Source organism: Actinomadura physcomitrii (genome assembly GCF_008923205.2).
In the GTDB taxonomy this organism is placed as follows: domain Bacteria; phylum Actinomycetota; class Actinomycetes; order Streptosporangiales; family Streptosporangiaceae; genus Spirillospora; species Spirillospora physcomitrii.
This window is the reverse complement of record NZ_WBMS02000003.1, coordinates 161083-183590: the sequence shown is the minus strand read 5'-3', so window position 1 is coordinate 183590 and position 22508 is coordinate 161083. Positions and strand designations below refer to the sequence as shown.

The following is a 22508-nucleotide window of genomic DNA, read 5'->3' as shown; positions in this document are numbered from 1 at the left end:
TAAGATCATGTTCGTCGGCGATGTCAGAGGGAGAGCAGAGTGTCGGAGCGTGCCCGGAAGGCGTGGGAGGTGCCGAGCGCAGTGTCCCGTCCCGTTGGCGAACCAGTGCGGATCGACACGACCGTCGCGCATTCGGCCCGGATGTACGACTACTACCTGGGCGGCAAGGACCACTACCAGATCGACCGGGACACCGCGGAGATCGCCGCGCGCAGCTGGCAGGCGGTGCGGATCGCCGTCCGCGAGAACCGGTCGTTCCTGGCCCGGGCCGTCCGCCACCTGGTCCGCGAGCAGGGGATCACCCAGTTCCTGGACATCGGCGCCGGCCTGCCCAGCGCCGGCAACGTCCACGAGATCGCCCAGGCCGAGGACCCCTCCTGCCGCGTCGTGTACGTCGACAACGACCCCATCGTGCTGGCGCACGCCCGGTCGCTGCTCATCGGCACCCCGGAGGGCAGGACCGCCTACGTCCATGCCGACCTGCGCGAACCGGCGGTGATCCTGGACGATCCCGCCGTCCGCGGCACCCTGGACCTCGACCGGCCGGTCGCGTTGATGCTGGTGGCGATCCTGCACTTCATCGTGGACGAGCAGGAGCCCGGCCGGATCGTCCGGCGGCTGATGGAGGCGCTGCCGTCCGGCAGCTTCCTGGTCGCCTCGCACGTCACCCCCGAGCACGACCCGGACGGGGTGCACGGCCTGGAGCAGGCCTACCGCGACGGCGGCGTCCCCGCCCAGGCCCGCACCCGCGACGCGTTCACCGCCCTGGCCTTCGACGGCCTGGAGGTGCTGGACCCCGGAGTGACCCTGGTGTCGGAGTGGCGGCCCGACGGCGACGGCCCCCGCCCGACGGCGGACCAGGTCAACTGGTACGGCGGCATCGCCCGCAAACCCTGATCGGCCCGCGCCCTGCCGAAGCGCACCGTGGAATGCCGCCGGTTCCGCGTAAGGGACCGGCGCTGAACCCGTCCGCCGTGGTGGTCTGTCAGGGCTTGCGGGCGACGCCGCTCCACATCGTGGACGGAGTGGAGGCGAGGGCGGGGTCGTCCGGACGCCATTCGGGCGCCCTGACCAGGCCGGGTTCGACGAGGTCGAGGCCGTCGAGGAAGGCCGCCACCTGGTCGCGGCCGCGCAGCGTGATGGTCTGCGCCATGGCCTCGTTCAGCCGGTCGGCCATGTTCGCCATCCTCGTGGCCTGGATGTCGGTGGCGGGGTGCGAGATCGCCACGTAGCTGCCACTCGGCACCGCGTCGACCAGGGTGCGGACGACGCCGTACGGGTCGGACTCGTCCGGTACGTACTGCATGATCGCGATCAGCATCACCGCGACCGGCCGGCCGAAGTCCAGGATCTCGCGCGCCGCGTCCAGGATGGTGCCGGTGTCGCGGATGTCGGCGTCGATGTAGGAGGTGGCGCCGGCCGGGGAGCCGGTCAGCAGGGCGCGGGCGTGGGCGAGCACCGTCGGGTCGTTGTCGACGTAGACGACGCGGCTGTCGGGGGCGGCGGCCTGCGCGACCTCGTGGGTGTTGTCGGCCGTCGGGATCCCGGTGCCGATGTCGAGGAACTGCCGGACGCCCCGCTCGGCGGCGAGGAAGCGAACGGCGCGCGCCAGGAACGCCCGGGTGTTGCGCACCGAGGCGACCATGTCGGGCAGCGCCGCGATGGCCTGCTCCGCCGCCTCCCGGTCGGGCGCGTAGTTGTCCTTGCCGCCCAGCCAGTAGTCCTGGATGCGGGCGATGTGCGCGACGCTGGTGTCGAACGGGGGCGTGTGCGGCGCCGCCTCGTGCGTCTCCCCGTCCGTCATGGGACCTCCAGACCTCGCGGCGCCGACCCGCCGCCCAGCCTAGACCGGCAAGATCGGCAAGGTGGGCGATTCGCCGATGACGCCGCGGCGTGCCGGGGCGCGAAGCGCCGGAAGGCAGATTCCTACTAGAGTGGTGGGAATAGGTCCATGGCGGGCGTCGGGAGGAGCGGGCGTGGCTTTCAGTCACCTTTCCCATCTGGAGTGCGGCTGGTGCGGGAGCGAGCGAGGCGCCGATGCCCTGCGGAACCTGTGCCCCGAGTGCGGGAAGCCGCTGCTCGCCCGCTACGACCTGGCGGCGGTCCGCGCGGCGGTGCGTCCGCAGGACGTCGCCGGCCGCGCGCCCGACCTGTGGCGTTACCACGAGCTGCTGCCCGTCACGGCCCCCGAGGCGGTGGTGAGCCTCGGCGAGGGGATGACGCCGCTGCTGCCGGTGCCCCGGTACGGCGAGCGCATCGGCCTGCCCGGGCTGCTGATGAAGGACGAGGGGCTGCTCCCGTCCGGCTCGTTCAAGGCGCGCGGCGCGGCCGTCGGGGTGTCGCGGGCGGCCGAGCTCGGCGTCGAGCGGCTGGCGATGCCCACCAACGGCAACGCCGGCGCCGCGTGGGCCCTCTACGGCGCCCGGGCCGGGCTGGCCGCCACGGTCGTGATGCCGGTCGACGCCCCGGAGATCACCCGGCGCGAGTGCGCGGCGTCCGGCGCCGACCTGCACCTGGTGGACGGCCTGATCAGCGACGCCGGGCGGATCGTCGGCGAGCTGGTCGCGGCGTCCGGGGGCCGGGTCTTCGACGCCTCGACGCTCAAGGAGCCCTACCGCATCGAGGGCAAGAAGACCATGGGCCTGGAGATCGTCGAGCAGCTCGGCTGGACGCCGCCCGACGCGATCCTCTACCCGACGGGCGGCGGCGTGGGGCTGATCGGGATCCACAAGGCCCTGACCGAGCTGCGCGAGCTCGGCTGGATCTCCGGCCCGCTCCCGCGCCTGGTGGCCGTGCAGGCGGAGGGCTGCGCCCCGGTCGTGGAGGCCTTCGACCACGGCGAGCGGGTGACCCGCGCCTGGGAGAAGGCGAGCACGGTGGCGTTCGGCATCAACGTCCCGAAGCCCCTCGGCGACTTCCTCATCCTCGACGCGCTGCAGGAGACCTCCGGCACGGCGGTCGCCGTGACCGACGCCGAGCTGCTGGCCGAACTCGGCGAGGTCACCGCGCTGGAGGGGGCGTTCGTCTGCCCCGAGGGCGCCGCCGCCTTCGCCGCCGCCCGCAGGCTGCGCGCTTCGGGGTGGCTCCGTGAGGACGACCGCGTCGTCGTGCTCAACACCGGGGCCGGTTTGAAGTACCCCGAGACCGTGCCGGTCGACGCGCCGGTCCTTCCGGCCGACGGCCGTCTCGCGTGAGCGCCGCGCCGTCGGAGTGCCGCGAGCCCGTGGACGCGGCAGCGCGGCGCGCGCGGGTCAGGAGCCGTTCTCCTTCTTCACGGTGTCGAAGACGGCGTCCCGCCAGTCGCCGGGGACCTTCTTGACGACGCCGACCTCCTTCATGAAGGCACCGATCTTCAGCAGCGCGTGCGGCGTGGTGGTGAACTCGATGCCCTTGTAGGTCAGGTACTCCTTGTACTTCGCCGGAGAGACCTTGCCCTTGTCGGACTTCGACAGGATCTGCGCGGCCTCGTCCGGAGAGGCGGCGATGAGCTGGTTGGCCTTGCCGATGTTGCGGTGGACGGCGTCGATGACGTCCTTGTTCTTCTCCGCGTACTGCTCGGTCGCCACCATGACGTTGAAGCCGTGCGGGCCGAACAGGTCGTAGCTGTCCACGAGCTTGCGGGCGCCCTGCTCGACGGCCTGGAACTGGAACGGCGGCGAGGTGTACGCCGCGGCGATCTGCCCGCCGATCAGAGCCTGCAGGGCGTCCGGATGCGCCATCGAGACGATGTTGCGGTCCAGCGCGTGCGCGTCGCCGAGCTGCTGCTGCGCGGCCTTCTGCAGCATCACCGACTGGATCGAGCCGGGCGCGATCGCGGCGATCTTGTCGGCGGGCCGGAAGTCCCGCAGGCCGCGCAGCCGCGGGTCCTTGGCGACCAGCCAGAGCGGCATGTCGTTGAGCGAGGACACGATCTTCCACGGGACGCCGGCGCCCCAGCCGATCAGGAACGGGCCGAGGCCGCTGCTGCCGAGGTGGAGCTTGCCCGAGACCAGCCCGTCCCGGGTGGCGTTGCCGCCGCTGACGGTCCGCCAGCTGATGGTGCGGCCGGGCAGGTCCTTCTCCAGCCACCCCTTGGCCTGCATGATGATCAGCGCGGCATAGCTGATCCCCGAGCCCTGGGAGATGACGATCTCCTTGCCGGAGCCGCCGGAGCCGCCGCAGGCCGACGCCATCGCCAGCGCTCCCGCGCCCACCGCGCCGAAGCGCAGGACGTCGCGCCGGCCGTAGCGGGGCCGTCCACCGGGAGGGGCCGAGGTCCAGGTCATGCGGATGCGCCTTCCTTCATTCCCCAGCGGACCACGGTCCGCCGCTCGATCACGTTGAACACCAGGTCGAGGGCGATGCCGATGAGGGCGATCACGACCAGCCCGGCGAAGACGTCCGGGATCAGCGCGTAGTAGCGCGCGTTGTTGATGAAGAAGCCGAGGCCGCCCTTGGAGCCCGCCGCGCCGAACACCAGCTCGGCGGCGATGATGGTGCGCCAGCCGAAGGCCCAGCCGGTCTTCAGGCCGGCGAGGGCGTGCGGCAGGGCGGCCGGCATCATCACGTCCCAGGTGAGGCGCCAGCGCCCGAGCCCGAGGTTGCGGCCGACCATGAGCAGCGTGGGCGGCGTGGTGCGCAGCCCCATGCTGACGCTGACGGTCATCGGCCACAGGACCGCGTTCGCCGTGACGAAGACCAGCGCCGTGTCGGTGAGCCCGAACCAGAGCATGGCGAGCGGGAGGATCGCCACCGACGGCAGCGGGTTGATCATGGACGAGACCAGGGTGAGCACGTCGTCCCCGAGCGTGGTGGTCACCGCCAGCACGGTCAGCACGACCGTGAGCGCGATCCCGATGGCCATGCCGGTGCCGAGCATGCGCAGGGTCGTCCAGGTGGAGGTGACGAGGTCCCCGCTGGACACGCCGTCGGCGAGCGCCTTCGCCACGTCCCACGGACCGGAGAAGACGAACGCGCTGACACCGGACGCCGAGGTGTAGAGCTGCCAGATCCCGATCAGCGCGGCGAACACGATGGTGCGCCGCAGCCAGGTCGGAAGGCGCCCCCAGGGACCCGCCGTCCGCCCGCCGTCCTCGGCCTCCCCCGGGGAGGGGGCGAGCGTGCCGGGGCTATTCGTAGACGCCGTCAAGGATCTCCCCCTCCTCGGCCAGCAGGGACCGCAGCCGGTGCCGGGCGCCGGCGAACCCGGGCGCGTCCGGGCCGTCGAGCGCGGACACGTCGACGATCTCCGCGACGTGCGAGGGCCGCCCGGCGAGGACGACGACGCGGTCGCCGAGCAGGACCGCCTCGTCGATGCTGTGGGTGACGAACAGCAGGGTCGACCTCGTCCGCGCGACGATCCGGGCCAGCTCGCCCTGGAGCCGTCCGCGGGTCTGCGCGTCGAGGGCGCCGAAGGGCTCGTCCATCAGCAGCATGAGCGGGTCGACGGCCAGCGCGCGGGCGATCGCCACCCGCTGCTTCATGCCGCCGGACAGCTGGTGCGGATGGCTGTCGAGCATGTCCTCGAGCCCCATGAGCCGCAGGTGCTCGACGGCGCGCCGCCGCGCGGTGGCACGGTCCACCCCGGTGACGCGCAGCGCGTGGACGACGTTGCCCAGCACCGTGCGCCAGGGGAAGAGCTGGTCGAACTCCTGGAAGACGACGGCGCGGTCCGGGCCGGGCCCGGGATCGACCCGGCCGTCCACGACGACGCGTCCCGACGAGGGGCGCAGGAAGCCCGCGACGGCCTTGAGGACGGTCGACTTGCCCGACCCCGACGGGCCCAGCAGCATGATCTTCTCGCCCCGGCGCACCTCGAACGCCGCGTCCGCCACGGCCGGGACGAAGCGGCCCCGCCGCCGGTAGCCGATCGCGACATGGTCGACCAGCAGCGCCGGCGCGTCCTCGCCGTTCACGCGCCGCCGCCCGCCGCGCTCCGGACGGCGCGTTCCAGCACGTCGGCGGCGATGCCGAGGGACGCCTCGTCGATGTCGAACTCGGGGCTGTGGTGCGGCGCCGGGCTGGAGGCGCCCACGACCGCGTACGTCGCCGTCCCGCCCCGCGCCTGCACGTCCCGCATCAGCAGGGTGGCGTCGTCGCTCGCGCCGAAGCGGTGGTCCTCGTGCACGGCGGTCACCGGGGCCAGCGAACGGGCCGCGTCGGCCACCGCCCGCACCGCGGCCGGATCGCAGACGGCGGTCGTGGCCGCGCCGATCCGCTCGACGTCCACCGCCACCTCGCCGCCGGCCCCGGCGGCGGCCAGCACGAGCCGGGCGCGGCGCTCCAGCTCGTCGCAGGCGCCGCCGTCCGAGGCGCGCAGTTCGAGCGCCATCTCGGCCCGTCCCGCGACGACGTTGGGCGCGGTGCCCGCGCGCAGCACCCCGACGTTCACCCGGGTGTCGGCGGAGGCGAAGCGGGGCAGCGCGTGCAGCGCCACCGCGGCCTGCGCCGCGGCGAGCAGGGCGTTGCGTCCCTCCTCCGGCGCGGCGGCCGCGTGCGCCTGCCGCCCGGTGAAGACCGCCCGCACCTTCGCGTTGGCGAAGAAGCCGTGCGTGCCCGCGGCGACCTCGCCGACCGGCAGGCCCAGCCCCAGGTGCAGCGCGTACAGCCGGTCGACGCCCGCGAGGGCGCCCGCGTCGAGCATCGCGCGGGCCCCTCGCCCGCCTTCCTCGGCGGGCTGGAACAGCAGGCGGACCCGCCCGGCGATCCCGCCGGACGCGAGGCGGCGCGCCAGTTCGAGTCCGACCGCGATGTGGCCGTCGTGTCCGCAGGCGTGCATCGTCCCGGGCGCGAGCGAGGCGAACCCGTCCCGCGCTGGGACATGCTCGGGCGCCGCAGACTCTCTGAGCGGCAGCGCGTCGATGTCCACGCGCACCGCGACCGTGGGGCCGGGCGCCTCGCCCTCGATGTCGGCGACCACCGCCGTGTGCCCGTCCCGGGCGGGGGCGAGGTCGTCCTCGCCGGCACCCCACGCCCGGGCGCGGGCGAAGGCCGCGTCCAGCTCGTCGCGGCCGGGCAGGGCCGGGACGCCGGACAGATCGATCGCGTCGCGCCCGGTCCGCACGCGCAGGCCGAGCCGGCGCAGCTCCGCCGCGACCGCGGCCGACGTCCACAGCTCGGTGAACGCCGTCTCCGGGCGCGCGTGGAACAGGCGGCGCCACTCGACGAGATCGGCGCTCACGGGCGCCCGATCGCCCGGGGCCGCGCCCAGGCGGGCGGCTCGCAGGGTACTTCACGGACCGGCAACATGATCAGGCAATTTAACCAGTATTTCCGACATGTCAAGTAGAGAAGGTTCTCTGGACGATCCCGCGCGCCACGGACGGATCCCGGCGCATCGCCGACGCGGCGTCCGGCGAGCGCGCCGCCCCGGCAGCGAGGAGACCGTCGCCGCCGAGGTCCGGCGCTACGTCGACGCCGGCGCGACCGAGGTCGTCCTCACCCAGACCGGCCTCACCGGCCCGGCCGATCAGTCCAGGACCTGGCAGGTCCTGGGCGGCCTCGCGCGCGCCTCGGCTTCCGCCACGGCCCGCTGAGCACGCCCGCCGGCGCGTGAGCGTCCGGCCGCCTCCTTCACTTCGGAACCCGCCGGCGCCGGACGGCGCCGTGCCCGCCGTTCGAGCCCGGCCACGCCTGTCTCTTGACGTTCCCACAGATCTAGGCGTAAACAAATGGAAACGGACGTGAAACGGCGGTGAACCAACAGTGAGCTGCGAACGGCGCCGAGGCGGTGGACGGTGATCGTCACGCTGACGCTGAACCCGAGCCTGGACCGGACGATCGACGTCGACCGGCTCGTCAAGGGGACGATGACGCGGACGAGGTCCGCGCGCATCGACCCGGGCGGCAAGGGCGTGAACGTGTCCCGCGCCCTGCTGGCCAACCGGGTGCCGACGGTCGCGGTCGTCACCTCCGGCGGCGCGGACGGCGAGCAGCTCGTCCGGCTGCTGGAGGGCGACGGCATCGCCGTGCACGCCGTGCCGGTGGCCGGGCGGACCCGCTCGAACGTCACGATCGTGGAGCCCGACGGCGTGGTCACCAAGCTCAACGAGCCGGGCGAGCCGCTGTCGCGCGACGAGCTGGGCGCGGTCGCCGACGTCGTGCTCGACGAGGCCGAGGGCGCGAGCTGGGCGGTGACCTGCGGCAGCCTGCCGCCGGGGGTGCCCGCCGACATCTACGCCCGGCTGTGCGAGTTCTTCACCTCCGCCGGGGTGCGGGTCGCCGTCGACGCCAGCGGCCCGGCGCTGCTGGCCGCCGTCGGCGCGGGCCCGCACCTGGTCAAGCCGAACCGGGAGGAGCTCGCCGAGGCCGTCGGCCGGCCGGTCGCCAGCGTCGGCGACGCGGTCGAGGCGGCCCGGGAGCTGCGCGAGCGCGGTGCGGGGACCGTGCTCGCGAGCCTGGGCGCCGACGGCGCCGTCCTCGTCGACAAGGACGGCGTCACGATCGGGACGGCGCCCGTCGCCGCGCCGCGCAGCACCGTCGGCGCGGGGGACGCGCTGCTCGCCGGGTTCCTCGCGGCGGGCGCGGACGGCGCCCCGGCGCTGGCCGAAGGGCTGGCCTGGGGAGCCGCCGCGGTGCGCCTGCCGGCCAGCCGGATGCCGGGCCCGGACGACATCCGGCGCGACATCGTCCGCATCGACGCCCGGCCGGACCTCGGCCGTTCGCTCATCGCCTGATCCTCACGCAGACCCCCGAACCCCTTGAGGAGGCCGAGATGGCCGCTGCGTACACACCAGCCGTCAGCGGAAGCGGGCTGAAAGCCGGAGTCCAGCGCCTGGGCGGCCATCTGGCCGGGATGGTGATGCCCAACATCGGCGCGTTCATCGCGTGGGGGCTGGTCACCGCGCTGTTCATCCCGACCGGCTGGCTGCCGAACAAGCACCTCGGTGAGCTGGTCGACCCGACCATCACCTACCTGCTGCCGATCCTCATCGGCTACACCGGCGGCCGGATGGTGCACGGCCAGCGGGGCGCGGTCGTCGGCGCGGTCGCCACCATGGGCGTCGTGGTGGGCTCCAAGATCCCCATGTTCCTCGGCGCGATGATCGTCGGGCCGCTCGCCGCCTACCTGCTGAAGAAGGTGGACGGCTACATCCAGGAGCGGACCCGCACCGGGTTCGAGATGCTGGTCGACAACTTCACCGCCGGCATCGTCGGCGGCGCGGTGGCCGTGTTCGGCGTCTGGGGCGTCGGCCCGATCGTCCGGCAGGTGACCAAGGGCGCCGGGAACGGCGTCGAGTGGCTGATCCACCACCACCTGCTGCCGCTCGCGTCGGTGCTGATCGAACCGGCGAAGGTGCTGTTCCTCAACAACGCGGTCAACCACGGCGTGCTCGCGCCGCTCGGCTTCGCCGAGGCCGCGAGGGACGGCAGGTCGATCCTGTTCATGCTCGAGTCGAACCCGGGTCCGGGGCTCGGGGTGCTGCTCGCCTACCTGCTGTTCGGCCCGCGGTCGCTGCGGCCGAGCGTGCCGGCCGCCATCATCATCCACTTCCTCGGCGGCATCCACGAGATCTACTTCCCCTACATCCTGATGAAGCCCCGGCTCATCCTCGCGGCCATCGCCGGCGGCGCGGCGGGCATCGCCACCTTCATGGCGACGGACGCGGGACTGGTCGCCACGCCGTCGCCCGGCAGCATCTTCGCCTACGTCGCCGAGACCCCCAAGCACGGTTGGATCGGCGTCTACCTGGGCGTCCTCGTCGCCGCCGCCGTCTCGTTCGCGGTCGGCGCGGCACTGCTCGGGTTCGGCAGGTTCGCCGAGAGCGAGCCCGGCGCGGAGACCGGTTCCGAGACCGGCGCGGAGCCGGGCTCCGAGACCGCCACCGGCGCGGAGGAGCCGGCCGGCGGCGCCGGCGAGCCGGCCGCCCGAGAGACCGCCAGCCCCTCACCCCAGGAGGCGTGACCCAGATGGACGGCAAGGACATCCGCAAGATCGTCGTGGCGTGCGACGCCGGCATGGGCAGCAGCGTCATGCTCGCGAGCAGCCTGCGCAAGGAGCTGAAGAAGGCCGGCGTCACGGTCGAGCACACCCCGGTGAACTCCATCCCCGCCGACGCCGACGTCGTCGTCTGCCACGCGGGCCTCGGCGCCCGCGCGCGCGGCAGCGCACCGGGCACGCCGATCGTCACCTTCCAGGTGTTCCTCGGCGACCCGGCGGTGACCCGCCTGGTGAAGGCCGTCAAGGACGGCGGCGAGATCGGTGCCTGACCTGCTGGCCCGCTCCGCCGTCCGCCTCGACGCGGCCGCCGCCGACCGGGACGACGCCGTCCGGCAGTGCGGGCTGGCGCTCGTTTCGGCCGGCGCCGCCGAGCCCGGCTACGTCGAGGCGATGCTCGACCGCGAGCGGACGGTCTCCACGTACGTCGGCGAGGGCGTGGCGATCCCGCACGGCACCCTCGCCGGGAAGGAGCTGGTGCACCACGACGCGCTGTGCGTCCTGCGGTTCCCCGGCGGGGTGGACTGGAACGGCGAGCGGGTCGCGCTGTGCGTCGGCATCGCCGCCCGCGACGACGGCCACGTGCGGATCCTGTCCGAGCTCGCGCAGATCCTGCTGGACCCCGGTCGCGCGCGGAGGCTGCGCGAGACCGCCGACGCCGACGAAGTGATCCGGCTGCTGCGGCCGGACGGAGAGGAGAACGCCCAGTGAAGGTCGCCCGCTTCCACGCCCCCGGTGACATCCGCGTCGAGGACGCGGCCGAACCGGAGCCCGGCCCCGGCGACGTGAAGATCAGGGTCCGCAACTGCTCGACCTGCGGCACCGACGTCAAGATCTTCCGGTTCGGGCACCACCACATCCGGCCGCCGCGGGTCATGGGGCACGAGATCGCCGGCGAGGTCGTCGCGACCGGCGCGGACGTGACCGGCTGGGCGCCGGGCGACCGGGTCCAGGTGATCGCCGCCATCCCGTGCGGGCGGTGCGAGGAGTGCCGCCGCGGCCACCTGACGGTGTGCCCGGACCAGGAGTCGATGGGGTACCACTACGACGGCGGGTTCGCCGAGTACACCGTCGTGCCCGCCAAGGTGCTCGCCGTCGACGGCCTGAACCGGATCCCGGACGGGGTCGGGTTCGCCGAGGCGTCCGTCGCCGAGCCGCTCGCCTGCGTCCTCAACGGGCAGGAGCTCGCGCGGGTCGGGGACGGCGACGACGTCGTGGTGATCGGCGCCGGCCCGATCGGGTGCCTGCACGTCCGGCTGGCCCGCTCGCGCGGCGCCGCCCGCGTGTTCCTCGCCGACATCAACGCCGAGCGGCTGGAGATGTCGGCCGGCCGGGTGCGTCCCGACGCCGCCATCACCGGCCCGGACCTGGTCGAGCAGGTGCTGAAGCTGACCGACGGGCGCGGCGCCGACGTCGTCGTCACCGCCGCGGCCTCGGGCGCCGCGCAGGAGCAGGCGCTGCGGATGGCCGCCCGGCAGGGCCGGATCAGCTTCTTCGGCGGCCTGCCGAAGGACGACCCGGTCATCGCCTGCGACTCCAACCTGGTGCACTACCGGGAACTGACCATCGTGGGCGCCAACGGGTCCAGCCCCGCGCACAACGCCCGCGCCCTGCGGCTGATCGCCTCCGGCGCGGTGCCCGTCGCCGATCTGATCACCCACCGGCTGCCGCTCGACGGCGTCCTGGACGCCATCGACACCGTCGCCCGCGGCGCCGCGATCAAGGTCACCATCGAGCCCTGACAGGAGCAGGCATGCCCCAGCGAACCGTGACCATCGCCTCCCGCACCGGGCTGCACGCGCGGCCCGCGAACCTGTTCGTCCAGGCCGCCGCGGCCCAGGACGTCCCGGTCCGGATCCGGGCCGGGGAGCGCACCGCGCCCGCCGACAGCATCCTCGCCGTGCTGGCGCTCGGCGCCGGACACGGCGCCGAGGTCACGCTGGAGGCCGATGACGGGCCCGGCGCCGACGCGGCGCTGGACGCGCTCGCCGCCCTGCTCGCCCGCGACCTGGACGCGGAGGAGCCGGCCGGCGCCTGACCCCGCCGGTCCCGGGCGTCAGACCCGGACGACCTCGGGGCCGGCCGCGGCGAGTTCCGCGGCCAGCCCCGGGTCCAGCCCGGTGTCGGTGATCAGCACGCTGATGTCGCCCAGGTCGGCGAACCGGGCGAGGTAGTCGTTGCCGATCTTGGTGTGGTCGGTCAGCACCACGCTGCGCCGGGACGCCCGGATCATCGCCGACTTCATCGCGGCCTCGGCCGGGTCGGGCGTCGTCAGCCCCGCCTCCACCGAGCAGCCGTTGGTGGCCATGAACGCCACGTCGACGCGCAGCCGGTCCAGCGGGCGCATCGCCCAGTCGTCGACCGTCGCCAGCGTCCGCCCCCGCACCCGGCCGCCGAGCATGATCACGCTGAGGTTCGACCGGGTCGCCAGCACCGCCGCCAGCGGCGGGGAGTTGACGATGACGGTCAGCTCGCGGTCGCCCGGCAGCACCTGGACGAGCCGCCCGGTCGTGCTCCCCGCGTCGATGACGACGGACCCGCCGGCGGGCAGTTCGGCGAGCGCGGCCTTGGCGATGCGCTCCTTCTCCGCGGTCATCACCGCGTCGCGGGCCGCGAGCGCCGGTTCGAAGCCGAGCCGTTCGACGGGGATCGCACCGCCGTGCACGCGGCGCAGCGTCCCCGCGCGCTCCAGGGCGGTCAGGTCGCGGCGGATCGTCTCCATCGTGACGCCGAAGTCCTCGGCGAGGGTCATGACGTCCACCCGCCCGGCCTCGCGCGTGCGGCGGAGGATCTCCTGCTGCCGTTCCTCGGCGTACATGTCGGGTCACCACCGGATCCCATGTTGTTTCATCTGTGCATAGCCCCGAATGTGTGGCCCCGTCAAACCGCCGGCATCCCGGCCGCTCCTCATTCCGGGGACGCCAGGCGCTCCACCGCGTCCTCGCCGTACAGCCGGTATCCGGACGGGGACCGATCGGCGGGCCGCAGTCCGGCGGTCTCGTAGAACCGCAGGGTGGTGGCCGGGACGCCGGAGCGCTCGGCGAGCCGGGAGATCCGCATCGTCGTCACACCGGGACGGTAGACCTTCGACCCGGCTCGAAGGTCAAGGCCGAGCCGTGGCACCGCGCCCGGACGTCCCTGCTACGCTAACGTACTAGTTCGTCCATAAAGAGGGGGCGTATCGCGATATGCGCAGGTCAATCGCGACCGTGTCGCTCAGCGGCTCGCTGGCGGACAAGCTGACCGCGATCGGCGCCGCCGGCTTCGACGGCGTGGAGATCTTCGAGAACGACCTGCTCGTCAGCGACATGTCCCCCGAGGACGTGCGGAGCCGCGCCGCGGACCTCGGGCTGGCCGTCGAGCTCTACCAGCCGTTCCGCGACTTCGAGGCGGTACCGCCCGACCTGCTGGCGGACGGGCTGCGCCGCGCGGAGCACAAGTTCGCGGTGATGGAGCGGCTCGGCGCGAAGCAGCTGCTGGTCTGCTCGAACGTCTCCCCGGCCGCGATCGGCGACGACGAGCTCGCCGCCGAGCAGCTGCGGCTGCTCGCCGAGCGCGCGGCCGAGCACGGGATCAGGATCGCCTACGAGGCGCTCGCGTGGGGACGGCACGTCGCCGACTACTTCCACGCCTGGCGGATCGTCCGCATGGCCGGCCACCCCGCTCTCGGGCTGTGCCTGGACAGCTTCCACATCGCGGCCCGGGACGTCGACCCGTACGCGATCCGGACCATCCCCGGCGACAGGATCTTCTTCCTGCAGCTCGCCGACGCGCCCTCGCTCCCGATGGACGTGCTCCACTGGAGCCGCCACTACCGCTGCTTCCCCGGCCAGGGCGACATGGACGTGGCGGGCCTCGTCGCGGACGTCCTGCGGACCGGTTACGACGGGCCCCTGTCGCTGGAGGTGTTCAACGACATCTTCCGGCAGGCGGCGGCCATGCGGACGGCCCAGGACGCCATGCGCTCCCTCATCGCGCTGGAGGAGCAGGTCGGCCTGCGCATGGACGGCCGGGCGGCCGGGCTGACGTCCCCGCCCCGGCCGGTCGTGCCGAGCGGGTTCGCCTTCGCCGAGCTGGCGGCGCCGTCCGCCGCCCCGCTCGGAGCGCTGCTGACGGCGCTCGGTTTCGTCCGCACCGGCGTGCACGCCGGCAAGCCCGTCGAGCTCTGGGAGCAGGGCGCCGCCCGCGTGCTGCTGAACAGCGGGAGCGCGGAGAGCCCGGACGGCCCGGCGCTCGGCGCGATCGGGCTGGAGTCGCCCGACCCGGCCGCGTCGGTCAAGCGCGCCGAGGCGCTGCTCTCCCCCGTCCTGCCGCGGATGCGGGGACCGCACGACGCCCCGCTCGACGCCGTCGCCGCGCCGGACGGGACCGAGGTGTTCTTCTGCGCGACGGCGCGTCCCGACCATCCGAGCTGGACCGACGACTTCTCCGCGGACCGGCGCGGCCCCGGGGCGGCGACCGGCGAGATCACCCACATCGACCACGTGGCGCTGACCCAGCCGTGGCACCACTTCGACGAGGCGTCGCTGTTCTACCGGAGCGTCCTCGGGCTCCGCCCGCACGAGAGCCTCGAACTGCCGGACCCCTACGGGCTCATGCGCAGCCGCGCGGTGTCCACCGAGGACGGCGGGGTGCGGGTCGCGCTCAACGTCGCCCACGTCGGCGCGCACGACGGGTCGCACGGCACGGCCTGGCAGCACGTCGCGCTGGCCAGCTCCGACATCGTCGCGACGGCGCGCCGGTTCCGCGCCGCGGGCGGCCCGATGCTGGCGATCCCCGCGAACTACTACGACGACCTCGAAGCCCGCCACGACCTCGGCGCGGACCGGCACCGGCTGCTGCGCGGCCTGGGCCTGCTGTACGACCGGGACGAGCACGGCGAGTTCCTGCACTTCTACACCGAGACGACCGGACGGGTCTTCTTCGAGATCGTCCAGCGGATCGGCGGCTACCGCGGCTACGGCGCCGTCAACGCGCCGGTCCGGCTGGCCGCGCAGCACGCCCGGCCGCGCCCGCGCGCGGGCTGACCCGGCGGCGGTCACCGCCCCGGGACCACTCGTGGTCAGCGAGCGGGGCGGGCGACCGGAGCACCATAGGATGTGTCCTCGTCCGCACCCCTCTGCTGGAGTCACATGCCGTCGCACTACGTCACCCCCGCCCCGGGAGAGCGCCAGCGCGACGCCGACCGCACCCGCGCGGAGATCCTGGAGGTCGCGCAGCGGGAGTTCGCGCGGCACGGCTACGCCGGCGCCCGGGTGGACGACATGGCGGCGCTCATGCGCACCACCAAGCGGATGATCTACTACTACTTCGGCGGCAAGGAGAAGCTGTACGTCGCGGTGCTGGAGAAGGCGTACGGCGAGGTGCGCAAGCTGGAGTCGACGATCGACGTGCAGCACCTGGCGCCGGTGGAGGCGATCCGCACGCTGGCCGAGCTGACGTTCGACCACCACGAGGCGCATCCGGACTTCATCAAGCTCGTCAGCATCGAGAACATCCACCAGGCCGAGCACCTGCGCAAGTCGGAGGCGCTGCCGAACCTCAGCGGCCCGGTGGCGGAGCTGATCTCGCAGATCCTCGACGCCGGGCGCGCCGCCGGCGACTTCGTCGCCGAGGCGGACGCCATCGACGTGCACATGATGATCAGCTCGTTCTGCTTCTTCCGCATCGCGAACCAGCACACGTTCGGCGCGCTGTTCGGGCGGGACATGACCGCTCCGGAGCACCGGGAGCGGCACCGCGAGATGATCGGCGAGATGGTCGTCGCCTACCTGACGGGCGCGGGCCGCAGGACGCCCGGCCCCGGTGCTCCCTGAGCGGCTCCTACTCGCGGGCGTTCGCCGGCCGCCGGTAGACGAACTGCGGCGCGGCGCCGCCGTCCCGTTCCGCGCGGACGGCGCGGTCGCGCACCAGGTGGTGGTCGGGCGACAGGGCGCAGGCCGGGTCCGTGCGGGAGGCGTCGCCGGTCAGCGCGTACGCCTGGCACCGGCATCCGCCGAAGTCGGTCTCGCGGCGGGGGCACTCGCCGCACGGCCCGCTCATCCACGCGGTGCCGCGGTAGGCGTTGAAGGCGTCGGAGCTCTGCCAGATCCAGGACAGCGGGTGGTCGCGCACGTTCGGCGGGCGCAGATCCGCCATCGCGTAGGCGGCCGGGCACGGCAGCGCCGTCCCGTCGGGCGCGACGGTGATGGAGCGCGCGCCCCAGCCGCCCATGCACGGTTTCGGCACGCCCTCGTGGTAGTCGGGAAGGACCCACACGAGCTCCGGCCCTCCGGGCTTCGCCCGGTGGGCGGCGACCGTCCGCTTCGCGCGTTCGAGCTGCTCCCGGGTGGGGAGAAGGACGTCGCGGTTGCGCAGGGCCCAGCCGTAGAACTGGGCGTTGGCGAGTTCGACGCGATCGGCTCCCCAGCGCTCGCCCATGGCGATGATCTCGGGCAGGCGGTCGAGGTTGTGCCGGTGCAGGACGACGTTGAGCCCGAAGGGGACCCCGGCCGCGCGGATGACGCCCGCGGCGCGCTCCTTCGCCGTGTGGGACGTCCGCCCGGCGATGAGGTCGGAGTTCGCCGGGTCGGCGTCCTGGACCGACAGCTGCACGCTGTCGATCCCGGCGCCGGTCAGCGCGTCCAGCCGGCCGGCGGTGAGGCCGAGGCCGCTGGTGACGAGCTGGGTGTAGACGCCGGCGGCGTGCGCCGCCGCCACGATCCGCTCCAGGTCGGGGCGCAGCAGCGGCTCGCCGCCCGAGATGTGCGCCTGGACGACGCCGAGGTCGGCGGCCTCGGCGAAGACCCGCGCCCACTCGCCGGCGGCCAGTTCGGTGCCGCGCCGGACGAGTTCGAGCGGGTTGGAGCAGTAGGGGCAGTGCAGCGGGCACGCGTGGGTCAGTTCGGCGAGCAGCGCCCACGGCGCGGCGGGCTCGGTCATCGCAGCCATCCCTCGGCACGGGCCCTTTCGATGAACTCGGGGACGTCCCGGTCGAGCGGGGCGTCCGGATGGTCGGCGGCGAGCGCGGCGATGATCCCGGCGACGGTGCGCCGCCCGTCGCAGAGCCGCAGGATGGCGCCCGCCTCCGGGCTGAGCAGGACGGCCCGTTCGGGCATCAGCAGCAGCTCGGCGCGGCGGACGCGGTCGTAGCGGAGCAGGACGGAGCGGGCGAGCGCGGGCCGGGTCTCCCGCGTGACCGCCGCCGTCATCGCAGCGGGTTCAGCGGGCATGCGCGCTCCCCGCGCTCCCCGCGGCGTGCTCCACGGCGTCCAGCAGGGACCAGAGCACGTCGCACTTGAAGGTGAACGCGGCCAGCACCCGTTCCTGGTCGGCGCGCGTCTCGGCCCACCGGTGCACGAGCGCGAGGGCCTCGTCCGCGTCCCGGCGCCCCTGCCGCACGCGGACCTGGAAGTAGCGCAGCCCTTCCGGCTCGATCCACGGGTAGTGGCGTTCCCACGCCCCGATCCGCGTCACCATCAGGTCGGGCGCGAACAGCTCGGTCAGCGACGAGGCGACCGCTTCGAGGGGCGTGGCGAGACGGCAGTAGTTCACGTAGCCCTCGACCGCGAACCGGACGCCGGGCAGGACGCCCTCCCCCGACAGCAGCAGCACCCGGTCCAGGCCGGCGGCCTCGCCGAGGCGCAGCCACCGCTCGATGCCTCCCGCGTCGCCGCCGGAGCCGCCGCCGCGATCATCGCCGTCGCGGCCGTCGTGGTCGTGGATGCGCCTGATCCAGCTGCGCCGCAGCTCCCGGTCGTCGAGCTTGGCGAGGATGAGCGCGTCCTTGATCGGGATGTGCCGCTGGTAGTGGAAGCGGTTCAGCACCCAGCAGCGCAGCTCCTCCGGCGTCAGCAGCCCGTCGTGCATGCGCAGGTTGAACGGGTGCCGGTGGTGGTAGCGCTCGGCGGCGACCGCGCGGAGCCGGTGCTCCAGCTCGCCGGGCGTCCACGGCAGCGGGCGGGCGGGCCGGCGCGGGGCGTCCGTCGTCGTGCTCACAGTTCGATCACCTGGCCTTCCGATGCGACCTCGATCCCCATTCCGGCGAGGGTGCGGTGGCCGTCGTGGCCGGGGTCGACGAGGGGGTTGGTGTTGTTGAGATGGGTGTAGAGGCGCCGCGCGGCGGGCAGCGCCGCGAGCCGCGCGGCCGTGCCGCCCGGGCCGGTGATCGGCAGGTGGCCCATCGCGGTGGCGGTCCGTCCGGTGAAGCCGGAGCGGCGCGGCTCGTCGTCGTCCCAGAACGTCCCGTCGACGATCACGCAGTCCGCGGCGGACAGGGCCCGCGCGAGCCCGGGCGGCCACCCGGCGAGCGCCGGCGCGTAGACCAGGCTCGCGCCGCTGCGCCGGTCGATGATCCGCAGCGCCACCGACCACGCCCCGTCCGGCAGGTCGAGGCCGGCGGCGTAGCGGGGGCGCTTGCCGGAGACCCGGACCGCCCGGACCTCCACGGCTCCGGCGGCGTCCAGCGGGACGGGCCCGTCCTCGGGGAGGTCCGACCAGGTCAGCGCGGTGTACGGGGCGAGGACGCGGTCCATCCGCAGGCCGCGCGCCAGCGCCTCGCGGACGGTGCCGGTCGCGATGACGTGCAGGTCCCGGGCTTCCCGCAGCCGGGGCAGCCCGAGCGTGTGGTCGAGTTCGGCGTCGGTCAGCACCACCCCCGCGAGCGGGGTGCGGCGCCGCTCCGGGCCCGGGTGCAGGTCGGGGTTCGCCTCGACCTGCTCGGCGAGGTCCGGCGTCGCGTTGACCGCGTACCAGCGTCCCGGGGACGCCTCGATCGCGATCGAGGCGTGCAGGCGGCGCCACGACGGGTGCGCGCGGGCGGCGGCGCACCCGTGGCACGCGCAGTTCCACTGGGGGACGCCGCCGCCCGCGGCGGTGCCGAGAACGCGCACCCTCATCGGCCCGCGATCAGATCTCGACGCCGAAGTAGGCCGTGACCTCCAGGGAGGTCTCCACCACCTGGTAGTCGGGCGTGGACCAGGAGGCGGCCGGCTGGTCGGCCGCGCCCTGCGCGGGGGCGTCGCGGACGTCGGTGTGCGCGGTCTCGGCGTGGGGGATGTGCTGGGTCATCTCTGCTGCTTCCCTTCGGTGGGGGGATCCGTACGGCCCGGGGCTCACGGCCCGGGGGTCACTGGACGACGATCTTTCCGGTGCTCTGCGGGAAGACCGGGTCGTTGTAGAAGTACTCGCCGCGCTTGGTGAACCGGTGCTTGTAGGACTCGCCGGGCTTCAGCCGCCCCGAGTTGAACGCGTGCTCGAAGAACGACGCGGCGCCGTGCGAGTGCTCGTTGCCGGCCGGGTTCACGAACGTGACCTCGGTTCCGACGGGGACGGTCATGTGCTGCGGCGACATCGCGTTCTGCGCGACCGTGTTCTCCTCGCCGCCGGGCGCGCCCGCCGCGGCGTCCCAGATCCGGCCGAGCGTGACGGTGTCGCCCGCGTCCGCTCCGGCGACGGCCGCGGTGCGGATCTGGTTGCGCTTGGACGGCGGGGTCGGCGCGGGCGCCGGGCCGACCTTCCCGTTCAGCTTGAACGCCCACAGGTGGTCGCCCTTGGGGATGTCGGGGTAGGGCAGCCAGCTGCCGCCGGCGAACACCGCGATGTACTGCTCGCCGTCGATCTCGTAGCTGACCGGGCTGGTGTGCACGCCGGCGCCGCACTGCCAGCTCCACAGGTCGCGGCCGGTGGCGTCGTCCATCGCGTGCAGGACGCCGTCCGGGCCGCCCTGGAACATGACGCGCCCGGCCGTGGTGAGGATCCCGTTGCCGTGCGCGAGGGACCACTCGCCCTCCTTGCGCCACACGGGCTTGTTGGTGCGCGGGTCCACGGCGACGATGCCGCCGGAGAAGTACTCGCCGAGCGGCCGCGCGGTGTTGACGCGTCCGCCGTTGGTGTTGGAGTAGGAGGAGTTGACCAGGCCGTACCCGACGTAGACGAACCCGGTGTGCGGGCTGAACGACATGTACGACCAGTCCGCTCCGCCGCCGGCACCGGGGAACAGGATCGTCGCGTCGTCCCAGAACGGCGTGAAGATCTCGCCGGTCGGGTAGTACGGGACGGGCCGCGTCGTGTCGTGGAAGCTCGGCGACTGGTGGACGAACGGCTCGCCGCCCGGGAACGGCTGCGTCGGCCACGTCTTCTGCCGCGGCTCCTGCGGGACGGGCCGCTCGGTGATGCCGTGCACGCCCTTGCCGGTCTCGCGGTCGAGGATGTAGAACATCCCGACCTTGCTGCCGTACACGACGACCTTGCGCGTGCGGTGGCCGATCCTCAGGTCGATCAGCACCGGCGCCATGACGTTGTCGAAGTCCCAGATGTCGTGGTGGACGGACTGGAAGTGCCAGCGCCGCTTCCCGGTCTTGGCGTCGATCGCGACCAGGCAGTTGGCGAACAGGTTCGTCCCGCCGCGGGTGGAGCCGTTCGTGCGGGGATAGGGGTTGCCGAACGTCCAGTAGACGAGGCCGAGCTCGGGGTCGATCGCCGGGTGGATCCAGCAGACGGCGCCGCCGGTCTTCCAGGTGTCGCCCTCCCAGGTGTCGTTGCCGTACTCGCCGGGTCCGGGCGGGCCCCAGAACGTCCAGGCGATCTCGCCGGTGCGGGCGTCGAGCGCGTAGGCGCGGCCGCGGGCGCCGGCGGTGCTGCCCTCGGTGCCGACGTAGATGAGGCCGTCGAAGTAGACGATGGCGCCGGCGAGGCCGCCGCGGTTGCCGCCGCACTGCCCTTCCTGCGGGTCGCAGGTCGGGTCGCCCTCGCCGGCGATGAGCAGTTCGCGCTGCCAGACGACGGCGCCGGTCCTCTGGTCGAGCGCGTAGACGATATTGGCGCCGGACGTGGTGAAGACCAGCCCCTCCCCCAGCCCGACGCCGCGCATGTTGGTCTGCTGCGAGCCGACGTTGGTCTTCCACTTGACCTCGCCGGTGCGGCCGTCGACGGCGAAGACGTTCTGCTGGCCGGTCTGGACGTACAGCACTCCGTCCTGGGCGACGATCGTGCTCTGCTGCGAGCGCGCCGACGTGCTGCCGCCTTCGAGGTTGGTGTGCCAGGCGCCGCCGAGGTGCCGGACGTTGCCGCGGTCGATCCTGCGCAGCGTCGAGTGGTTCTGGTTGCCGAGGTTCCCGCAGACCTTCGGGAAGTCGCGGCCGGTGGCGCCGAACGCGGTGGGCTGCGGCGGGACGGGCAGGGCGAGGCGGGACGAGGCGGCGTCGGCGTTCGCCGCGGGGGCGCGCAGCGGCGTGAAGGCCACGGTGCCGCCGACGACCGCGGCCGCCCCGGTCAGGAAGTTCCGTCGATCCATGCTCTCTCCCATTCCGTGGTCCACTAGACGGACCTTATGGTCCGATCGACGGACGACACGGTAAGCCGCCACGGCGCCCCTGGCAATAGCCGGAACCTCGAACGGTTCCCGCACATCAGTAATTTCACCAGTCATGACAGCGGGGTTCTCGTAATCCGGCCGGAGCGGGCCGCGCCGGGGGTATTGCCGACGGCCGATCCGCATGAGATCGTCCTAGAACCTCTAGACGGTTCAACTAGTCCGCTAGATGGACCGCTGAAGAACGCCGGAAAGGAACCCGCCCCATGAAGAGACCCCCGTCCCCGGTGCTGTCCGCCGCCGCGGCCGCCATCGGCACCGCCGCCGTCCTGGCCGCCGCCGCGCTGACCGGCGGAACGGCCACCGCCGGCCCCCTCGCCAAGCCGAGGAACGCCGGCGCCCAGCAGCTCGGCGACCCCGTCTACGGCGTCTGCCGCGGCACCGACCCCCGCTGCTACCACGACTGGGGCAACTTCGACCCGGCCAAGGGCTACAAGATCCTCGTCTACAGCCGCACCGCCGGCCCGCGGCACGCCAACCTCGGCCCCGCCCTCGGCCCCGGCATGAACCCGCCGCTCACCGACGCCAACGTGGCCCAGAAGGCCTTGGTCAAGATGGGGCAGGACAACGGGTTCGGCGTCGACTGGACCGAGGACGTGACGCAGCTCGCCTCGCCGTCGACGCTGCTGCGCTACAACGCCGTCGTCTTCATGAGCACCACCCGCGACGCCCTCGACGACGCGGCCCAGACCTCGCTGCGGCAGTACATCCGCGCGGGCGGCGGGTTCGTCGGCATCCACAACGCGTTCGGCACCGAGTACAACTGGCCCTGGTACGAGGGGCTCCTCGGCGGCGCCAACTTCTACGACCACGGGCACGCGCAGCCCGGGACCGTCCAGACCGTCGACCGCAAGGACGCCTCCACCTCCGGGCTGCCGTCCCGGTGGGACTTCACCGACGAGTGGTACAACCTCGTCCCGTTCCCGAGCGAGGTCCGCTTCCTCGCCACCGTCGACGAGAAGACCCTCGCCCAGGGCGTCACCGGCAACATGAACCATCCGGGGCACGGCTCGTTCCACCCCGTCGCCTGGTGCCAGTACTACGACGGCGGCCGTGCGTGGCTGACCACCCTCGGGCACGACGCCAGGGCGTTCAGCGACGACGGAACGGGCTTCGCCGGGGCGAAGCAGTTCCGGAGCCTGGTGCTGAACGGCATCGAGTCGGCGATGGGCATGAAGCCCTTCTGCCGCTGACCGGCGGCGCACCGCACCGCCACCGGGCCGGGCTCGGACCGGACGATCA

The 22508-nt window shown here is 73.4% G+C and carries 25 protein-coding genes; 12 read left to right on the top strand and 13 right to left on the bottom strand.

All coding sequences use genetic code 11. The annotated features are described in order from the left end of the window. Positions 1 to 81: 81 nt before the first annotated feature. On the top strand, positions 82 to 897 hold the full coding sequence (locus F8568_RS04895) for an SAM-dependent methyltransferase (protein ID WP_328600725.1): 816 nt from the start codon (positions 82 to 84) through the stop codon (positions 895 to 897). Between the two features lie 88 nt (positions 898 to 985). Here the strand turns inward: F8568_RS04895 and F8568_RS04890 are convergent, their stop codons facing one another. Next, complete coding sequence (locus F8568_RS04890; RefSeq protein WP_151591805.1) at positions 986 to 1804, bottom strand: SAM-dependent methyltransferase; 819 nt, start codon at positions 1802 to 1804, stop codon at positions 986 to 988. Between the two features lie 172 nt (positions 1805 to 1976). On the opposite strand from F8568_RS04890, the gene F8568_RS04885 reads away from it, so the two are divergent. Then, a complete protein-coding gene (locus F8568_RS04885; protein ID WP_151591803.1) occupies positions 1977 to 3194 on the top strand; it encodes a threonine synthase in 1218 nt (405 codons plus the stop codon). A gap of 57 nt (positions 3195 to 3251) precedes the next feature. Here F8568_RS04885 and F8568_RS04880 read toward each other — a convergent pair whose 3' ends face one another. From F8568_RS04880 to F8568_RS04865, 4 genes are read right to left on the bottom strand one after another with little or no spacing between them, the layout of a single operon-like run. Next, positions 3252 to 4265, bottom strand: a complete 1014-nt coding sequence (locus F8568_RS04880; protein ID WP_151591801.1) for an ABC transporter substrate-binding protein — start codon at positions 4263 to 4265, stop codon at positions 3252 to 3254. After that, entirely contained in the window at positions 4262 to 5128 is an 867-nt protein-coding gene (locus F8568_RS04875; protein ID WP_151591799.1) for an ABC transporter permease, read from the bottom strand. Before F8568_RS04875 ends, F8568_RS04880 begins: the two co-directional genes overlap by 4 nt. Further along, positions 5109 to 5894, bottom strand: a complete 786-nt coding sequence (locus F8568_RS04870; RefSeq protein ID WP_151591797.1) for an ABC transporter ATP-binding protein — start codon at positions 5892 to 5894, stop codon at positions 5109 to 5111. Before F8568_RS04870 ends, F8568_RS04875 begins: the two co-directional genes overlap by 20 nt. After that, positions 5891 to 7159, bottom strand: coding sequence for an amidohydrolase (locus F8568_RS04865; RefSeq protein WP_151591795.1), 1269 nt, complete (start codon positions 7157 to 7159; stop codon positions 5891 to 5893). The genes F8568_RS04870 and F8568_RS04865 overlap by 4 nt, the downstream gene beginning before the upstream one ends. A 97-nt stretch (positions 7160 to 7256) precedes the next feature. On the opposite strand from F8568_RS04865, the gene F8568_RS04860 reads away from it, so the two are divergent. The 7 genes from F8568_RS04860 (at position 7257) to F8568_RS04830 (ending at position 11954) form a co-directional block, all read left to right on the top strand. Then, on the top strand, positions 7257 to 7514 hold the full coding sequence (locus F8568_RS04860) for a hypothetical protein (RefSeq protein WP_151591793.1): 258 nt from the start codon (positions 7257 to 7259) through the stop codon (positions 7512 to 7514). A gap of 201 nt (positions 7515 to 7715) precedes the next feature. Then, positions 7716 to 8654 (top strand): 1-phosphofructokinase, encoded by a 939-nt coding sequence (gene pfkB / locus F8568_RS04855; RefSeq protein ID WP_151591791.1) that lies wholly within the window; start codon positions 7716 to 7718, stop codon positions 8652 to 8654. A gap of 38 nt (positions 8655 to 8692) precedes the next feature. Then, positions 8693 to 9883: a PTS mannitol transporter subunit IICB gene (gene mtlA, locus F8568_RS04850; RefSeq protein ID WP_151591789.1), complete on the top strand. Its 1191-nt coding sequence runs from the start codon at positions 8693 to 8695 to the stop codon at positions 9881 to 9883. A 5-nt stretch (positions 9884 to 9888) separates the two neighbouring features. Continuing rightward, a complete protein-coding gene (locus F8568_RS04845) occupies positions 9889 to 10188 on the top strand; it encodes a PTS lactose transporter subunit IIB (RefSeq protein WP_202124553.1) in 300 nt (99 codons plus the stop codon). After that, positions 10181 to 10627, top strand: a complete 447-nt coding sequence (locus F8568_RS04840; protein ID WP_151591785.1) for a PTS sugar transporter subunit IIA — start codon at positions 10181 to 10183, stop codon at positions 10625 to 10627. The genes F8568_RS04845 and F8568_RS04840 overlap by 8 nt, the downstream gene beginning before the upstream one ends. Further along, on the top strand, positions 10624 to 11658 hold the full coding sequence (locus F8568_RS50190) for a zinc-dependent dehydrogenase (RefSeq protein ID WP_151591783.1): 1035 nt from the start codon (positions 10624 to 10626) through the stop codon (positions 11656 to 11658). The genes F8568_RS04840 and F8568_RS50190 overlap by 4 nt, the downstream gene beginning before the upstream one ends. 11 nt (positions 11659 to 11669) lie before the next feature. Beyond that, positions 11670 to 11954 (top strand): HPr family phosphocarrier protein, encoded by a 285-nt coding sequence (locus tag F8568_RS04830; RefSeq protein ID WP_151591780.1) that lies wholly within the window; start codon positions 11670 to 11672, stop codon positions 11952 to 11954. An 18-nt stretch (positions 11955 to 11972) separates the two neighbouring features. On the opposite strand, the gene F8568_RS04825 is transcribed toward F8568_RS04830, so the two are convergent. Beyond that, positions 11973 to 12734: a DeoR/GlpR family DNA-binding transcription regulator gene (locus tag F8568_RS04825; protein ID WP_151591778.1), complete on the bottom strand. Its 762-nt coding sequence runs from the start codon at positions 12732 to 12734 to the stop codon at positions 11973 to 11975. 89 nt (positions 12735 to 12823) lie between these two features. Further along, positions 12824 to 12976 (bottom strand): MerR family DNA-binding transcriptional regulator, encoded by a 153-nt coding sequence (locus F8568_RS04820; protein WP_236008424.1) that lies wholly within the window; start codon positions 12974 to 12976, stop codon positions 12824 to 12826. Positions 12977 to 13104: 128 nt separating this feature from the next. On the opposite strand from F8568_RS04820, the gene F8568_RS04815 reads away from it, so the two are divergent. Continuing rightward, positions 13105 to 14943, top strand: coding sequence for a bifunctional sugar phosphate isomerase/epimerase/4-hydroxyphenylpyruvate dioxygenase family protein (locus F8568_RS04815; RefSeq protein ID WP_151591776.1), 1839 nt, complete (start codon positions 13105 to 13107; stop codon positions 14941 to 14943). Between the two features lie 105 nt (positions 14944 to 15048). Beyond that, the gene (locus F8568_RS04810) at positions 15049 to 15732 is read left to right on the top strand and encodes a TetR family transcriptional regulator (protein WP_151591774.1); all 684 of its coding nucleotides are present in this window, start codon (positions 15049 to 15051) and stop codon (positions 15730 to 15732) included. 7 nt (positions 15733 to 15739) lie between these two features. Here the strand turns inward: F8568_RS04810 and pqqE are convergent, their stop codons facing one another. From pqqE to F8568_RS04780, 6 genes are read right to left on the bottom strand one after another with little or no spacing between them, the layout of a single operon-like run. Continuing rightward, the gene (pqqE, locus tag F8568_RS04805; protein WP_202124500.1) at positions 15740 to 16837 is read right to left on the bottom strand and encodes a pyrroloquinoline quinone biosynthesis protein PqqE; all 1098 of its coding nucleotides are present in this window, start codon (positions 16835 to 16837) and stop codon (positions 15740 to 15742) included. Next, positions 16834 to 17127: a pyrroloquinoline quinone biosynthesis peptide chaperone PqqD gene (gene pqqD, locus F8568_RS04800; RefSeq protein ID WP_202124499.1), complete on the bottom strand. Its 294-nt coding sequence runs from the start codon at positions 17125 to 17127 to the stop codon at positions 16834 to 16836. Before pqqD ends, pqqE begins: the two co-directional genes overlap by 4 nt. Continuing rightward, positions 17117 to 17893, bottom strand: coding sequence for a pyrroloquinoline-quinone synthase PqqC (gene pqqC / locus F8568_RS04795; protein WP_151591770.1), 777 nt, complete (start codon positions 17891 to 17893; stop codon positions 17117 to 17119). The genes pqqD and pqqC overlap by 11 nt, the downstream gene beginning before the upstream one ends. Continuing rightward, complete coding sequence (gene pqqB, locus F8568_RS04790) at positions 17890 to 18792, bottom strand: pyrroloquinoline quinone biosynthesis protein PqqB (RefSeq protein ID WP_151591768.1); 903 nt, start codon at positions 18790 to 18792, stop codon at positions 17890 to 17892. The genes pqqC and pqqB overlap by 4 nt, the downstream gene beginning before the upstream one ends. Positions 18793 to 18802: 10 nt before the next feature. Further along, a complete protein-coding gene (gene pqqA, locus F8568_RS04785) occupies positions 18803 to 18964 on the bottom strand; it encodes a pyrroloquinoline quinone precursor peptide PqqA (RefSeq protein WP_151591766.1) in 162 nt (53 codons plus the stop codon). A gap of 58 nt (positions 18965 to 19022) precedes the next feature. Continuing rightward, positions 19023 to 21200: an outer membrane protein assembly factor BamB family protein gene (locus F8568_RS04780; protein WP_407924454.1), complete on the bottom strand. Its 2178-nt coding sequence runs from the start codon at positions 21198 to 21200 to the stop codon at positions 19023 to 19025. 272 nt (positions 21201 to 21472) lie between these two features. Between F8568_RS04780 and F8568_RS04775 the strand changes: the two genes are divergently transcribed. Then, positions 21473 to 22459 (top strand): ThuA domain-containing protein, encoded by a 987-nt coding sequence (locus F8568_RS04775; protein WP_151591762.1) that lies wholly within the window; start codon positions 21473 to 21475, stop codon positions 22457 to 22459. Positions 22460 to 22508 lie beyond the last annotated feature (49 nt).

Coding starts and splice junctions, on each gene's coding strand:
- F8568_RS04890 (WP_151591805.1), bottom strand. CDS start 1,804: ATGACGGACGGGGAGACGCACGAGGCGGCGCCGCACACGCCCCCGTTC.
- F8568_RS04880 (WP_151591801.1), bottom strand. CDS start 4,265: ATGACCTGGACCTCGGCCCCTCCCGGTGGACGGCCCCGCTACGGCCGG.
- F8568_RS04860 (WP_151591793.1), top strand. CDS start 7,257: ATGTCAAGTAGAGAAGGTTCTCTGGACGATCCCGCGCGCCACGGACGG.
- mtlA (WP_151591789.1), top strand. CDS start 8,693: ATGGCCGCTGCGTACACACCAGCCGTCAGCGGAAGCGGGCTGAAAGCC.
- F8568_RS04845 (WP_202124553.1), top strand. CDS start 9,889: ATGGACGGCAAGGACATCCGCAAGATCGTCGTGGCGTGCGACGCCGGC.
- F8568_RS04830 (WP_151591780.1), top strand. CDS start 11,670: ATGCCCCAGCGAACCGTGACCATCGCCTCCCGCACCGGGCTGCACGCG.
- F8568_RS04825 (WP_151591778.1), bottom strand. CDS start 12,734: ATGTACGCCGAGGAACGGCAGCAGGAGATCCTCCGCCGCACGCGCGAG.
- F8568_RS04820 (WP_236008424.1), bottom strand. CDS start 12,976: ATGCGGATCTCCCGGCTCGCCGAGCGCTCCGGCGTCCCGGCCACCACC.
- F8568_RS04815 (WP_151591776.1), top strand. CDS start 13,105: ATGCGCAGGTCAATCGCGACCGTGTCGCTCAGCGGCTCGCTGGCGGAC.
- F8568_RS04810 (WP_151591774.1), top strand. CDS start 15,049: ATGCCGTCGCACTACGTCACCCCCGCCCCGGGAGAGCGCCAGCGCGAC.
- pqqE (WP_202124500.1), bottom strand. CDS start 16,837: ATGACCGAGCCCGCCGCGCCGTGGGCGCTGCTCGCCGAACTGACCCAC.
- pqqD (WP_202124499.1), bottom strand. CDS start 17,127: ATGCCCGCTGAACCCGCTGCGATGACGGCGGCGGTCACGCGGGAGACC.
- pqqB (WP_151591768.1), bottom strand. CDS start 18,792: ATGAGGGTGCGCGTTCTCGGCACCGCCGCGGGCGGCGGCGTCCCCCAG.
- pqqA (WP_151591766.1), bottom strand. CDS start 18,964: ATGACCCAGCACATCCCCCACGCCGAGACCGCGCACACCGACGTCCGC.
- F8568_RS04780 (WP_407924454.1), bottom strand. CDS start 21,200: ATGGGAGAGAGCATGGATCGACGGAACTTCCTGACCGGGGCGGCCGCG.
- F8568_RS04775 (WP_151591762.1), top strand. CDS start 21,473: ATGAAGAGACCCCCGTCCCCGGTGCTGTCCGCCGCCGCGGCCGCCATC.